The sequence below is a fragment of the Streptomyces sp. NPDC090127 genome (assembly GCF_044746945.1).
GTDB lineage: Bacteria > Actinomycetota > Actinomycetes > Streptomycetales > Streptomycetaceae > Streptomyces.
Genome location: NZ_JBIVDE010000003.1, coordinates 43,953 through 58,264, shown reverse-complemented (window position 1 = coordinate 58,264; position 14,312 = coordinate 43,953). Strand labels below are relative to the sequence as shown.

The window sequence follows — 14,312 nt, the reverse complement described above, 5'->3', positions numbered from 1 at the left end:
CAGTACCGCAGTGGCAGTACCCAGCAGTGAAGTCAGTGCAGTACCCCTGGTGAAGGCGTCGGCTGCGGGCGCGCGCAGTGGGGAAGTTCGGCAGTGGGGTTCTAAGCCGGAGCAGACGCAGGATGGGCGACGGGGCTGGCTGCCGAAGCGTGGCGCTGTCACAGGCCACGGAGCAGTTCGCATCACCAGCAGGAGGCAGTACCAGCATCACCGGCGGTACCAGCAGTATGCAGTTCCCGTTTGGTAGGTAGTTGATCACCGAGGGAAGAAGCGGAGGAACGAAGCGCCGTCAGGATCGCCCGGGCGGAAGTCTGAGCCCGGGTACCGCAGGACATCGTCAGTGAGGTGGTCCCCGGTCACGCAACCGCGATCCCCGCAGCCCCGGCAGCAGTCAGGTTGGGCGCGCGGACACAGAAGGCCGGCGCAGTATCAGGGCCGGCAGGTGGTGTAGTAGTTCCTTCGGGGCCCTGGTGCCGTACGGCACCAGGGCCCCTCCATGCGTTACAGAGAGGTGCAGATGACAGCAGACGACACACGCGGGCGTCTCGAGGACGACGACTACCCCGCCTACACGATGGGCCGGGCCGCTGACATGCTCGGCACCACGCAGAGCTTCCTGCGCGCCATCGGCGAGGCCCGCCTCATCACCCCGCTCCGCTCCGCCGGCGGACACCGCCGCTACTCCCGCTACCAGCTGCGCATCGCCGCCCGCGCCCGCGAACTCGTCGACCAGGGCACCCCCATCGAGGCCGCCTGCCGCATCATCATCCTCGAGGACCAGCTCGAAGAAGCCCAGCGCGTCAACGCCGATTACCGCCGCGCCATCGAATCGGCAAAGCCACCGGCCGCGGCCTGAGACCATGCGCCGGACACCGGTCGACCCCCGCGCACACATGGCAGAGTGCGAGGCATGAAGCGTTTCCTGTGGTGACAGAGGGTGCGACCGTGTACCGTCCCCGTTAGCTGTCGTGGTTCGGATCTTCCCTTTGCCCATGCCGTCGGCGTGGGCTTTTTTGCTGTGCGTGCCGCAGGAACCAGGGCGATCACCTCCGTCTCCCGCATCGTGCGGGAGGCGTTCATCGACTGGAAGGCATGAGACATGGCTACAGGAACTGTGAAGTGGTTCAACGCGGAGAAGGGCTTCGGCTTCATCGCCCAGGACGGCGGCGGCCCGGACGTCTTCGCCCACTACTCGGCGATCAACTCCACCGGCTTCCGTGAGCTCCAGGAAGGCCAGACCGTGACGTTCGACGTCACCCAGGGCCAGAAGGGCCCCCAGGCGGAGAACATCAGCCTGGCCTGACCTTCACCACTCCACCGTGAGGACAGGGGCCCCGATCCGGACGACGGAATCGGGGCCCCTTCTCTCACCCGGAAGGACCAGGGTCATCCCGGCCCCGTCGAGAGTCACACCGGGGCGCCCATCACGTGGGCCGGCTCCCAGTCCAGTCCCGAGACCACCGCGGCCATGGTCAGGACAGACGCTGCACGTGGATGCGTAGCGAGGTCGCCGCGAAGTGCGCGGCTGCTCGGCTGCCGAACGTCTGGTGGAAGTCGGGGTTGGTCTCGTACTGCTGGGCCACGCCTCGGACCATCGCGGCGGATCGTTCTGCGTCCCCGGCGTGGGTGGGGGTTCCGGGGATGTCGGCGAACCAGGCCATGTGTACGGACGCGTGCTGTTGGGCGGCCACGGAGTCGGGCTCGCGGCCTTCCTCCTGCAGTTCGCGCCAGCGGGCCAGGAGACGTTCCGTGTTGGTCTTCCAGTCACGTTGCTGGCGGATGGACTTGCCGTGCCACCACCGGTTGGAGGCGTCGAAGGCCGCGCGTCCCCATCGTTGGACGACCTCGTCCTCGTAGCGGTCGTTGAAGCCGTCGAGCATCACATCCATCTGTGGCGCGCGGCCCTGACGACGCATCGCCAGCGTGTGCTCGACCGCACTGATACGCCGGTCCAGGGCCTCGCGGTCCGCAGCCAGCCGCTCCAGGTGGGCCTGGAGTGCTGCGACTTCCGCGGTGGGTGACTCGGGCGCGTCGAGCGCTGCGGCGATATCGGCCAGCGGCATGCCCGTGTCGCGCAGCAGGAGGATGCGTTGCAGGCGTGCGACCGCATCGGGTCCGTAGTAGCGGTAGCCGTTGGACCCGACGCGGTCGGGTTCGAGCAGCCTGATCCGGTGGTAGTGGCGCAGGGTGCGGCCGCTGATGCCGGCGCGCTCGGCAAGCTGGTGCACCGTCCACTCCATCGCTGGCTCCCGTCGTTCGATGTGGTGCTCAGTCTCCCTCGGCGGGCGTGAAGCCGAGTTCCGGCAGAGCGGTGCGAAGGATGTCGGCTGCGGGAGTGCGAACGTTCTGCGCCGCCGTGCTTCCGGTGGTCTCGAGATATGCCTGGACGATCCGAGCGCCCGCCGCGTAGCCGGCTCCCATCGGTAGCCCGACGGGCGTTGCCCCGAGCAGGCGCGCCGTGGGGTCACCGAGGACCCACGCAGCGAAGTTCTGCATCCCGATGACGTCGAGCCCGGTCGTCACCTTCGCCAGCACGGTGTCGTCGGTGCGGGTTTCCTCGCTGACGAAGTGGGTGTAGCCCGCCTCGCCGTGCAGTTCCGCGGCGAACACATCCGCCAGACCCTCGGACACGACGTGCTCCCCGACGGTCACCGTCATGGGGTCCCACACGATGCCGCCCGGGGAGTAGCGCACGTTGTGGTGGAGCTCGTGAATCGCGATGGCCTCGAGTCGGTCGAGGACACGCGGGGTGGGCCAGACGGTGAGGGCGATGTAGCCGCTGATGCCGCCGAACCCCGAGAGGCCTTGCGCCTCGTCGAGAAAGTGCTTGTCGGTGGGATCGCCCAGGACGAGCAAAACGTTCAGGTCGCAAACCGCCGTGCCGGGGGCGGCGGACTTCAAGGCGGTGACTCCATCGTCAAGGGCCCTCGCGATGCGCGTCCACGCGTCGGCCGCGATCAAGGCATCCAGACCTTCGCGGATCCGATCGGTCGGCTTCTCCCAGTCGAACCCGAAGTTCTGCCGGTGCATGGTGGCCATGTCGACCCCACCAGGGGCGAAATGGTACATCCCCGCCATCGGCGCCCACATCTGTCGTACGAGGTCGACACGCTCCCCGGGGGGCGCATCCAGAACACGCGCCATCGACGAGGCGCTGTCAATCACTGAGATGGTCATGACGCTCGACCGTAAACATTGCCCCTACGACAAGGTCAATCACTTCCCGCGCTGCCCGGCCGTCATCACGGTCGACACGGGCTTTGGCCCTGCTCGACGGTCAGGTACGGCTCGGTGGTGAACCCACCGCGCGAGCGCCCGACCTGGGCCTCGCCGTCGCGTCCGCGGCGGGCCTCGGCCATGTGTCGCACCGGCGCCGAGGCCGGGGGTTGATGGCCGAGGGCGGCCGTGGCGGGATCACCGGCAGGTGATCAACGGGGTGGCAGATCAGCCAGGGACGACTGGTGTTCGTGCTGGTCGTCGGTGCGTGCCGTTCAGGCATCCATGAGGGCGTCCACGACGGCTCTGGCGACGCGGCTCGCGCGCTCCGGTGTCCAGTAGGTGGGCTCTTCCACGGTGGAGATGTAGTAGCCGCGGGTCAGGAGGGAGAGGACGTCGGCGGCGAGGCCGGCGTCCGGTACTCCCGCGGCGGTGGACGCCTCGAGGAACTCCTCGCGTGCTTCACGCGGTTCCTGGCGGTCGACGCCGGCGGGGTCGGAGTGGGCCGACGAGAGCATCTCCACCCAGAGCGTGCGGAGCAGCAGGTCCTCGGGTTCCGTGCTCAGGTGCCACTCCACCGTGGCGCGCAGCCGGTCCGCGCCGGACAGGTCGCCCAGGTGGGCGTCCAGGTCGGCCCGCCACCGTGATTCGGCCGCACGTACGGCGTTGGTGATCAGCGCGGTACGGGTCGGCACGTAGTTGGTGACCATCGCCGTGGATCCGCCGAGTTCCTTGGCCACGGCGCGGATGGTGATGGCGCGCGCGCCGTCCCGGGCGGCGACGGCGAGGGTCGCCTGGGCGATTGCCTTGCGGCGCTGGACTTCGTCGACGTCGATCGGCATGGAATCAACCTAGCTCAGAGGGGGGTTGACGTTGAACGCACCTAGATGCAACGCTGTTATATCACGTTGTTATCTAAAAGTTTCCTTCCCTGGAGGGGCTTCATGAGCCTTGCCGTCCGACGCGTCACACCGGAACCCGTCCCTCCGTGCGCGCGGCAGCACATGGTGCGCGTGCGTGACGGAGTGCAGCTGGCCACCGACGTGTACGGCGCCGACCAGGGGGCGGCGCCTGCGCCGACGATCCTGGCCCGCCTGCCCTATGACAAGAACAGTCGGTACGCGTTCTTCGACAAGATCGCGGACAGGTTCACGGCACACGGCTACGTCGTCGTGGTCCAGGACGTCCGGGGCAAATTCCGCTCGCAGGGGCGGACGCTGGGCTGGACCGGAGAGGTCGACGACGGCCACGACACCATCGAATGGATCACCCGCCAGCCCTGGTCCGACGGGACCGTGGGCATGTTCGGCGACTCGTACTACGGCTTCACCCAGTGGTCCGCCGTCTCCAGCCAGCACCCCGCCCTGCGCGCCATCGTCCCCCGGGTGACCAGCACCACGAACGCCCCTGGCATCGCCACCTACGACTCAGGCTCCGGGCGACAGCCCCTGTGGCTGGAAGGCACCACCTACCAGGCGCAGGTGTGGACGGACAACGACATCCACGAGTTCGACGTCGATCTCACCAGGCGTCCGATCATCGCCGCCTACGAGGAGGCGTTCACCGCGATCGGGAAGCGCTCGGCCGGCTTCGACCTCATCGTCGGCGGCATCCCCCTCGACCCGTACAACGGTCCGCACCCCTACGACGCCCGACCCGTGCCCGTGCTGCACTGCGTGGGATGGTTCGACAACCTCGGCATCGCCCACATGCGCGACTACACCGAACTGGCCAAGCGTCCCGGCTGGGCGGCCGTCCAGTACCTGATCGCCGACACCATCGACCACGAGAACTACTTCCTCGAGGACGCCCCGGCGACCCCGGAGACCGACCACCTGGCCGGCGACGCCGCCCTCGCACGCATGCTGGACTCCTCTACCGGCCCCGCGATCGAGTTCTTCGACATTTTCCTGAAGGGCCTCGTCCATCCCGACTCCCTGCCCCGGGTCCGCTGGAAGCTCGGTCACGAGGGCTGGCGCACCGCGGCCACCTGGCCGCCGCCGGAAGCCACGGCCATCGAGCTGTACCTGGCGGATCCGGTCGCGGCGACCGGCACGGTTCCCGGTGGAAAGCTGGCCCGGCGTACGGGCGACACATCGGAAGCGGGGGAGTGGAGGTACGACCCCGACGATCTCGTACCGTCGGCCGCGGCAGACACCTTCCTGCAGCTGCGGGACCACGTCGACGAGCGCCGCACACTCGACCGGGACGACGTGCTCGTGTTCACCGGCCCCGCCTCCGACCGGCCACTCGACCTCGCCGGCCCCGTCCACGCGGTGCTGCACGTGGAGAGCACGGCCCCCACGTTCGACGTATTCGTACGGCTCCTCGACCTGGCCCCGGACGGCACGGCACGGCTCATCGTGCGTGGCTGCGCCCAGGCCGACAGGCCGGGCGAGTTCGACATCGCCCTGGGCCACACCGGCTACCGGGTGCGCCCTGGCCATCACCTCGCGCTGATGATCGCCGGCAGCGACTTCCCGAACCACCTGCCCAACTCCGGCTCCCTGGAGAGTCCGTGGCGGACGACCGCTCCCAAGGCGAGTCTGCAGAAGCTCCGGACCGGCACCGCTCACCCCTCCCGTCTGTGTCTGACCGTCCTGCCCGAAAGCGGCGAACAGCCTCTGCACCCAGGAGGGCCCATGCTCCCTCTGCGACAATTCCCCCGTACGACTCCGGCAAGCGGCGCAGGAGCGCACCACCCCGCCGTCGAACGGCGCCGTGAAGGAGGCGGTCCGAAATGAGTCTCCGATTCGTCGTGGTCAGGCTGGGCATGCTCATCCTGACCGTGCTCGCCTCCAGCCTGGCGATCTACGGCGCGATGTTCCTCACCCCCGGGGACCCCGCCACGCTGCTCGTCGGGGGCAGCCGGAATCCCGACCCCGCCGTACTGGCGCAGATCCACCGCGAGTACCACCTGGATGATCCGTTCGTCCAGGGCTACTGGCACTGGCTGAGCAACTTCCTTCAGGGAGACTTCGGCACGTCCCTCGTCTACCGCGACTCCGTCGCCGGCCTCATCGGCGCTCGCGCCGGCGACACTCTGGCACTCGTCGCCTACGCCTCCGTCCTCGTCCTTGGCGGCGGCGCTCTCATCGGCACGGTCACCGCCCTGCGCGGCGGACTTACGGAGACGCTGGCCACGACCCTGACGGCGGGTGCGATGGCGGTACCGACCTTCGTCATGGCGGTCCTGCTCATCTGGCTCTTCGCCGTCCAGCTCCCGTGGTTCCCCGTCTACGGCTCCGGCGCGGGCTTCACCGGCACCCTGACGCACCTGACGCTTCCGGCTGTCGCGCTGGCGCTGAGCTGGATCGGTTACGTCGCCCAGGTGACCCGGACCGCCGTCCGCGCGGAGTTGCGCTCCGAGCACGTGGAGACCGCCCGCAGCCGCGGCGTCCCCGAACGCACGGTCATCAGGCGACACGTGCTGCACAACGCCTCCGGACCCGTCTTCGCCGTCTCCGGCGTCGGCATCGCCGGACTCATCGCCACCGCGGCCGTCGCCGAGCAGGCGTTCGGCACCGGAGGGCTCGGAGCCCTGATGATCGAGGCCGCGTCCAAGCAGGACATGGCCGTGGTCCAGGCGGTGTCGCTGATCTTCGTGATCGTCTTCGTCGTCATCAACACCACCGTGGACCTCATCAGCGCCGCCTTCGACCCCAGAACCGCACAGAAGGGGGCAGCCCGATGACGACCGCCCTGCTCACCCGCGCCGTGCCCAAGCGGCGGACCGGACGCCCACGCGACCACCTCACGCTCGGCGCGGGATGTGTCGTCGCCCTGTTCGTCCTCCTGGCCGTACTCGGGCCGCTGCTGGCCCCGCACGACCCGACCGCCGTCGACCCGCTGAACGTGAACGCCGGACCGTCCGCCAGCCACCTTCTCGGGACGGACGACACCGGACGCGATCTGCTGTCCCGGCTGATCGTCGGAACCCGCGCCAGCCTTGCCGCCCCCGCCGTCATCATCGCCGCGTCCACCACGCTCGGTACCCTCCTCGCGCTGACAGCCGCCTGGTTCGGAGGTGGGCTGGACCGGTTCGTCTCCGGGGCCCTCGACATCGTCTTCGGCTTTCCGGGGCTCATCATGGCCGTCCTCGTCGCCGCGGTCTTCGGCGCCGGGCTCACCGCACCGATCGTGGCCCTGTCGATCGCCTATCTCCCCCTGATCACCCGCGTCGTACGCTCGGCCGCGATCAAGGAGCGCAACCTGCCGTACGTGTCGGCGCTCCAGCTCCTTGGCGCGCCCACCGTCCGCATCTGGCTGAGGCACCTCCTGCCGAACCTGCTACCCCTCGTCCTTGTCCAGGCCACCATCGGCTTCGGCTACGCCCTGCTCGACGTCGCCGCGATCTCCTTCCTCGGCCTCGGCAGCCGGCCCCCGGACCCGGAATGGGGCCTGATGGTGTCCCACGGAGCCCCCTCCATCCTCGCCGGCCAGCCGCAGCAGTCGCTGTACGCCGGCATCGCCATCCTCGTCGTCGTCGTCGCGTTCAACCTGCTGGGGACGGGGCTGTCCCGACGTCTGCTCGGAGAGAACGCATGAGCACCATGAGCACACCACCCCTGCTCCAGATCGACGCGCTCGGCGTCGACCTGCCCCTCGACGGAGCACCGCGCACCGTCATCCACCGCGCCGACGTCACCATCCCCGACGGCGCGGCCGTCGCCCTGGTCGGCGAATCCGGTTCCGGCAAGTCCCTGACGGCTCGCTCCGTCATGGGACTGCTGCCCGAGAACGCCCGGATCCGAGGGGACATCCTGTTCGACGGGGAGTCCGTCCCGCGGATGACGCCCGAGCGCCTGCGCGCCTTCCGCGCGCGAGAGGTCGCCATGGTGTTCCAGGACCCCCGCGCCCACATCAACCCCGCCCGCGGCGTCGGCGACTTCCTGATCGAAGGACTGACCACCACGCGCCGTGTCCCAGCAGCCGAAGCGGTCAAGAAGGTCACCGGGATCCTGCGCGAGGTCGGTATCGCCGATGCCGACCGGCGCATGCGCCAACGGCCGCACGAACTCTCGGGCGGCCTCCTCCAACGCGTCATGATCGCCGCCGCGCTGGCCGCCGAACCCCGCCTGCTCCTCGCCGACGAGCCGACCACCGCCCTCGACGTGACCACCCAGGAAGAGGTCATGGCCATCATCGGGGAAGCCCGTGAAGCCCGCGGACTCGCCATGCTCTTCATCACCCACGACCTGGAACTCGCCGCAGCCGTGTGCGACCGGGTCGTGGTGATGTACGCGGGAATGACCGTGGAGGAGCTGCCCGCCGACCGCCTGCGCGGGCGCGCCGCCCATCCCTACACGCGCGCCCTGCTCGCCTCCCGCCCTCCGCTCTCCGATGTCGGCGCGGAGCTCCGCTCGATTCCCGGAAGGCCCCTGTCCGGCTTCGAAGCACCCGACGGATGCGCCTTCAGCGACCGATGCCCCCACGTTCAGGACCTGTGCCGAAGCGACCGGCCACAGCCGAGCTCCGACGGTGACGCCTCGGCGGCCTGCCACTTCCCCCACACGCTCACCCCCGAGGAGGCCGCCCGCCATGCTTGAGGTACGCAACCTCCGTAAGGAGTTCGGTGACTTCGTCGCCGTGGACGACGTGGCGTTCTCGCTCCCGGAGCAGGGGTCCCTGGCCATCGTCGGCGAGTCGGGGTCGGGTAAGACGACCACCGCTCGCATGATCGCCGGACTCGAGACGCCCACCGGCGGACACGTCGTCGTCGCCGGCGACGAGCGCAGGGCCGGCCGGCTGCGGTCACGCGAGCGCCGCGCCCGCGGCCGCCAGATCCAGATGGTCTTCCAGGACCCCTACTCCTCCCTCGACCGTCGCCAGCGCGTCGGGGACGCCGTCGCAGAGGCGGTCGGTCTGCACAAGGACCTGCCGGCGGACCGGCTGCGCGCCCGGGTGGCCGAACTCCTCGACATGGTGGGCCTGGACGACCGGCAGGCACGCTCCCTGCCCAAGGCGCTCTCCGGCGGACAGCGCCAGCGCGTCGCCATCGCCCGCGCCCTGGCCGCCGAACCACGGGTACTGATCCTGGACGAGGCCATCGCCGCCCTGGACGTCTCCATCCAGGCACAGATCCTTACCCTGCTCACCCGCATCCGGACGGACACCGGCACCGCCCTGCTGTTCATCACCCACGACCTCGGCGCCGTCCGGCACATCAGCGACGACGTCCTCGTGATGCAGACGGGCAGAGTCGTCGAGCACGGCCCTGTCGCGACGGTCCTCGGCGATCCTCAGGACCCCTACACCCGACGTCTCATCGCCTCCCTCCCGAAGCCGGGCTGGAAGCCGCGGAGAAGGGCGGACAAGGCCGCCGCCTGACGTGTGCGCACGCCACGCGGCCCACCGAACGAAGACGTCTGTCCCGGCGGGGGAGCGGGGCAGACGTCTTCCTCGTGCTTCACCTGAGTCACAGCTGCTGGAGAGACGGCTCCCCAAGTGCGTTCCGCACGCGACGAGTCGGCAATCGCGTCCGCCGCCGACACGGTTGCGGACGCCTCCTGATGTCCAACACCTTGACGCCCCGTCACATCGGCCACATATTACGAGCGAGTACGACCGACCGGTAACACTGCGCGCAGTGCCCTCGAACTTCCGTCGGCAGACGTACGGGAACGTCCTGCCGCCGGCCCGGCGCGCCGACTGGCCCTCCCCGGCGGCCAGAAGGCGCCCGCCCCCCTCACTCCGTCACGAGAGGCACATCGCCATGCGATCCGTTCCATCGAGCCGTCGCGCCCGCACCGCCGCCGCCGTCACCGCTGCCCTGGCCACCGCCGCCGGCCTCGGCGCCGGCCCCGCCGCGGCCGCCGGCACCGCGCCCGACCGTTACGTGGCCCTGGGCGACTCCTTCGCGTCGGGAGCCGGCGTACCGGACCAGGTCGATGCCGACTGCATGCGTTCGGGCCGTAACTATCCCGCTCTGGTGAACGCCGCGCTCGCCCCCGCCGTCCACAAGGACGTCACCTGCGGAGGCGCCACCACGGTGCACATGACCTCCGCTCAGAACGCGTCCGCGCCACCGCAGCTCGACGCGCTGAGCGCCGACACGGACCTGGTCACCCTCACCATCGGCGGCAACGACGTCGGCTTCGCCGACATCATCGTCCGCTGCGTGACGCTCGGGGCGTTCAACCTCGGCGGCTCGCCCTGCAAGAACAGCTACACCTGGACGGGCACCGACCAGCTCGCCGCCACCGTCGCCGCCACCGCTCCCAAGATCGCCGCCACCATCGACGGCATCCGTCAACGCGCCCCGCAGGCCAGGATCCTGGTCACCGGCTACCCGGCGATCCTTCCCGACAACGGCACCAACTGCCCCTGGGTCGCGACGATCGCCAAGGGGGACGCTCCCTGGCTGCGGGACACCCACAAGCGTCTCAACACCATGATCGCCACCCAGGCCGCCGCGCGCGGAGCCGTCTACGTGGACACCTACACCAAGTCCATCGGCCACGACATCTGCAAGCCGGCCGGAACCCGCTGGATGGAGCCGCTCATCACCAACGCCGCGGCGCCCTTCCACCCCAACGCGGCGGGTGAACGGGCGATGGCCGACGCCGTACTCGCCGCCGCCGGCTGACCGGCGAGCGACCCTCGTCGGCCCGCGGCACCGCGCGGGCGCGGGGTCGAACAGGGACATGGCAGGACTCCTGGAGGCTGTGCGCGGGAGGGGAAGAGAAGGAAACGGCGTGCCCCGGCGGTCACTGCGGACCGCCGGGGCACGCCGTCGAAGGGCCGGGGTGGGCGGTCAGCCGGCCTGCGCCCAGGAGAGGGTCGGCCTGGTACGCGTGGCGCGGGCCTCGATCGCCGTGGCGACGTGCAGCAGCAGGTCCTCCTGGAAGCGGCCGCCGATCAGCTGCACGCCGGAGGGCAGCCCGTCGCGCAGTCCGGTGGGCACGGAGACGGCGGGGAAACCGAGCACCGGGACCGCCTGCATCGGCCATTGCGCCGCCAGGAGTTCGCTCACCCGGACGTCGCCGGCGAGGTCGGCGTCCTGCTCGAACGGCGGCTCGGCGCAGACCGGCGTCAGGACGATCCGGTCCTGGCCCAGGAACTGCTGGAGGCGGCTGATGAGGGTGCCGCGGCGGGCGTAGCCCCTGATGTAGTCGGTGAGGGTGGGCTGCTCGCCCCAGGTCTCCGCGGCGGCGGTGAACGAGGCGGCGAGCGAGACGCGTACGGTGTCGTCGCCGAACCGCTCGATCTCGGACATCATGGTCTTCAGCTCCTGGTAGAGCAGGAGCGACCACAGCCGGGCGGCCTCGCCGAGGAGGGGAAGTTCGACCTCCTCCACCTCGTGGCCGGCCTCGCTGAGCCAGCGGGCAGCGTCGTCGATGGCGGCGTCGACGCCGGGATGCGGCTTCAGGCCTGTGGCGTCGCGGACGATCGCCACCTTGACCCGACCGGGCTCGCCCAGCGGCGGGCGTACGGGGAGGCCCACGGGGTCGGTCAGATCCGGGCTCACCATGGCGTGCAGGCCGAGCCGGACGTCGTCGACGGTCCAGCCCAGCGCGCCGTGGACCGCCATGGTCTGGAAGGAGAGCGGGCTGTCGAACTCCTCCGCGCCGCGCGGCTCCACCCCGGAGACGAGCCCCATGGTGGGACGCAGGCCGACGGCGCCGCAGCAGTACGCGGGGAAGCGGACGGAACCGCCGATGTCGTTGCCCTGCGCGAGGGGGGTCATGCCGGCGGCGACCGACGCGGCGGCGCCGCCGGAGGAGCCGCCCGGAGTGTGGCCGGGGTTCCACGGGTTGAGGGTCGTGCCGTGCAGGTCGTTGCCGGTGAACCAGCGCACGGCGAAGGCCGGACTGTTGCTGCGGCCCATCAGCGTCGCCCCGGCGTCGCGGAGGCCGGCGATGCAGACGGCGTCGTCCTGGGCGACAGCGCCGGCCCAGGCGGGGACGCCGTGGGAGCTGGCGTATCCGCGCTGCGAGGTGTTGATCTTGGTGGACACCGGGACGCCGAGCAGCGGGGGGAGTTCCCCGCCGACTGCGACCGCGGCGTCGGCTGCCGCGGCCTGGGCGAGCGCTTCCTCGGGCCGGATGTCCACGAGGGCGTTGAGCGCCGGGTTGGTCTCGTCGACGCGGGCGAGGAACGCCTGGGCGACCTCGGTCGCGGAGAACGTCTTCGCACGGATGCCGGCGGCCAGTTCGGCGGCCGAGTGGTCCCACAACGGCGTGCCGCTGGTGGTGTCGGTCATCGTCGTCTCCTGGTTCGAAGGGGTGGCGGTCACTTGTCGGTGCCGCCGAGGTAGGCGGCCCACGGCATGCCCATGTACGCGAAGGAGGTCGGCGCGCCGCTGATGCGCTGGTTCATGAACATCCGCTCGTGCGTGGTGGCCAGGAACACCGCCGGGGTGGTGGGGGTGAACAGCGCCTGGGCCTCGGCGTACGCCTCGGCCGAAGCCTCGGGGTCGGAGGAGGTGCGGGCCCGGTCGAGCAGCCGGGTCACCTCGGGGTTGTCGTAGCCCGTCCAGTTGAAGAGACCGCGGGGGGTGACGCTCTCGGCCACGTAGGACGACGGGTCGGGCATCGTGACGTAACCGAAGGTGAGGATGAGGTCGAGGCCCTCGCGGACCGCGGGGTCGTAGAAGAGCGAGGACATCTCGGTGGGCTGGAGCTGCTTGATCTCGATTTCGACGCCGATCCTCTTGGCCGCGGCCTGGATGAACGTCAGCGCCTGCAGTCCGCGCTGGTCACCCGCGGGGATGGCGGCCACCAGGGTACGCGCGAGGGGGCGGGCCTGCGCGACCAGCTTCTTCGCCTTCTCCGCGTCCGGCTTCGGGACGTCGGGCAGTGCGGCGTAGGCGGCGTCGAACTGAGCGGCGGCCTTGTCCCCGCGCCAGGTCAGCGGGGGGACGAGCGACTTCAGGGTGGTGGCGGCGCCGCCGAAGACGTTCCTGATCAGCGCCTCGCGGTCGATGACCAGGGACAGGGCGTCCAGGAGCTTGCGGTCGGCCGCGGGCGACTCGGCGTCGGCGGGGATCAGCAGCACGTTCTGGGTCGACGGGCCGAGGTGCACGGCGCCGTTGCCGGCCTTGCCGAGCGCGGTGGCGCTGCTGGGCGGCAGCTCGTAGGTGCCGTCCACCTCGCCGGACAGCAGCGCGCTGGTGAGTGTGTTGTTGTTGGTGATGAACTGGAACTCGACCTGCTTCGCCTTCGGCTTGAGTCCGGTGTCCCAATAGGCGTCGTTACGTTCCAGGGTGATGCCGTTGCCGGACTTCCAGGAACCCAGCGTGAACGGCCCCGTACACATGAGGCCGCCCTTGGCCGTCCCGTAGGCGGGGCCGGCCTTCTCGGTGTAGGCCTTCTGGTTGACCGCGCCGAACGACGTGGAGAGCGCCTTGGGGAGCGTCTGGTCGTACCCCTTGGTGCCGAGGGTCACCTGGTGGGGCCCGGTGGCCTTGATCGAGGTCACGGCGGCCAGGTAGTTCCCGTACAGGGCCTGCGTCCTGGGGTCCCGCTGTCGTTCCAGGCTGTGGATCACGTCGGCGGGGGTCATGGCCGAGCCGTCCCAGAAGGTGACACCGGGGCGGAGGTCGAGGACAAGGGTGTGGTCGTCGGTCCACGTGACCTTCTGGGCGAGGCCGGGGCTCAGGGAGAAGTCCGCGTTCATCCGGGTCAGGGTGTCGCAGAGGTTGGCTTCGACCGTCTGGGGCGAGTAGTCGCCGATCTTCGCGGGGTCGAGCGTCGTCGGTTCACCGTAGGGCAGCGCCCAGGTGACCCGGTCCACTTCGGCGGTTCCGGGCGCCGTGGTGGTGGTCAGACGTCCGGGCTTGGAGGTGGTGCCGGTTCCGTCGGACGAGCTGGTGCAGGCCGTGGCGGCCAGCAGTCCCAAGCTCGTGAGCACCGTCAGCACCTTTTTCTTCGCAGCCATAGCTGATGCTCCTTGCCGAGAGGAGTGAGGAGAGAAGGGGGGACGCTCGACATGGGGGGAGATGAGACACGCCGACGAGCCGTCGTAAACGAACGTCATATAACGTTGTTGCATGTCACGCTTGCATCTGGTGAGCTAACGCGTCAAGAGCAAGACGTGGCCGGATCGCATCGGGCTTCGGGTGCGCCGTCCTCTCACAGAAGCGGAGAACCACC

The 14,312-nt window shown here is 69.9% G+C and carries 13 protein-coding genes; 8 read left to right on the top strand and 5 right to left on the bottom strand.

The annotated features are described in order from the left end of the window. The first annotated feature begins 517 nt into the window (after window positions 1–517). The gene (locus ACIPPS_RS11275) at window positions 518–856 is read left to right on the top strand and encodes a MerR family transcriptional regulator (RefSeq protein ID WP_401429718.1); all 339 of its coding nucleotides are present in this window, start codon (window positions 518–520) and stop codon (window positions 854–856) included. Between the two features lie 243 nt (window positions 857–1,099). Continuing rightward, entirely contained in the window at window positions 1,100–1,303 is a 204-nt protein-coding gene (locus ACIPPS_RS11270) for a cold-shock protein (protein ID WP_401429715.1), read from the top strand. 169 nt (window positions 1,304–1,472) lie between these two features. Here the strand turns inward: ACIPPS_RS11270 and ACIPPS_RS11265 are convergent, their stop codons facing one another. From ACIPPS_RS11265 to ACIPPS_RS11255, 3 genes are all read right to left on the bottom strand, one after another. After that, window positions 1,473–2,240 carry a MerR family transcriptional regulator gene (locus ACIPPS_RS11265; RefSeq protein WP_401429712.1) on the bottom strand — a complete coding sequence of 256 codons (768 nt, stop codon included), beginning with the start codon at window positions 2,238–2,240 and terminating at the stop codon, window positions 1,473–1,475. A 28-nt stretch (window positions 2,241–2,268) separates the two neighbouring features. Next, on the bottom strand, window positions 2,269–3,177 hold the full coding sequence (locus ACIPPS_RS11260) for a DUF2268 domain-containing protein (RefSeq protein ID WP_401429710.1): 909 nt from the start codon (window positions 3,175–3,177) through the stop codon (window positions 2,269–2,271). Between the two features lie 314 nt (window positions 3,178–3,491). Next, window positions 3,492–4,058 carry a TetR/AcrR family transcriptional regulator gene (locus ACIPPS_RS11255; protein WP_401429708.1) on the bottom strand — a complete coding sequence of 189 codons (567 nt, stop codon included), beginning with the start codon at window positions 4,056–4,058 and terminating at the stop codon, window positions 3,492–3,494. A gap of 162 nt (window positions 4,059–4,220) precedes the next feature. On the opposite strand from ACIPPS_RS11255, the gene ACIPPS_RS11250 reads away from it, so the two are divergent. From ACIPPS_RS11250 to ACIPPS_RS11225, 6 genes are all read left to right on the top strand, one after another. Next, the gene (locus ACIPPS_RS11250) at window positions 4,221–5,960 is read left to right on the top strand and encodes a CocE/NonD family hydrolase (protein WP_401431345.1); all 1,740 of its coding nucleotides are present in this window, start codon (window positions 4,221–4,223) and stop codon (window positions 5,958–5,960) included. Further along, window positions 5,957–6,910: an ABC transporter permease gene (locus ACIPPS_RS11245; RefSeq protein WP_401429706.1), complete on the top strand. Its 954-nt coding sequence runs from the start codon at window positions 5,957–5,959 to the stop codon at window positions 6,908–6,910. Before ACIPPS_RS11250 ends, ACIPPS_RS11245 begins: the two co-directional genes overlap by 4 nt. Then, the gene (locus ACIPPS_RS11240) at window positions 6,907–7,764 is read left to right on the top strand and encodes an ABC transporter permease (protein WP_401429704.1); all 858 of its coding nucleotides are present in this window, start codon (window positions 6,907–6,909) and stop codon (window positions 7,762–7,764) included. The genes ACIPPS_RS11245 and ACIPPS_RS11240 overlap by 4 nt, the downstream gene beginning before the upstream one ends. Further along, entirely contained in the window at window positions 7,761–8,765 is a 1,005-nt protein-coding gene (locus tag ACIPPS_RS11235) for an ABC transporter ATP-binding protein (protein WP_401429702.1), read from the top strand. The genes ACIPPS_RS11240 and ACIPPS_RS11235 overlap by 4 nt, the downstream gene beginning before the upstream one ends. Then, window positions 8,758–9,546, top strand: a complete 789-nt coding sequence (locus ACIPPS_RS11230) for an ABC transporter ATP-binding protein (RefSeq protein WP_401429700.1) — start codon at window positions 8,758–8,760, stop codon at window positions 9,544–9,546. The genes ACIPPS_RS11235 and ACIPPS_RS11230 overlap by 8 nt, the downstream gene beginning before the upstream one ends. A 385-nt stretch (window positions 9,547–9,931) precedes the next feature. Continuing rightward, window positions 9,932–10,804 carry an SGNH/GDSL hydrolase family protein gene (locus tag ACIPPS_RS11225; protein WP_401429698.1) on the top strand — a complete coding sequence of 291 codons (873 nt, stop codon included), beginning with the start codon at window positions 9,932–9,934 and terminating at the stop codon, window positions 10,802–10,804. 168 nt (window positions 10,805–10,972) lie between these two features. On the opposite strand, the gene ACIPPS_RS11220 is transcribed toward ACIPPS_RS11225, so the two are convergent. After that, a complete protein-coding gene (locus ACIPPS_RS11220) occupies window positions 10,973–12,421 on the bottom strand; it encodes an amidase (RefSeq protein ID WP_401429696.1) in 1,449 nt (482 codons plus the stop codon). Window positions 12,422–12,450: 29 nt separating this feature from the next. Beyond that, a complete protein-coding gene (locus ACIPPS_RS11215; RefSeq protein ID WP_401429694.1) occupies window positions 12,451–14,097 on the bottom strand; it encodes an ABC transporter substrate-binding protein in 1,647 nt (548 codons plus the stop codon). Window positions 14,098–14,312 lie beyond the last annotated feature (215 nt).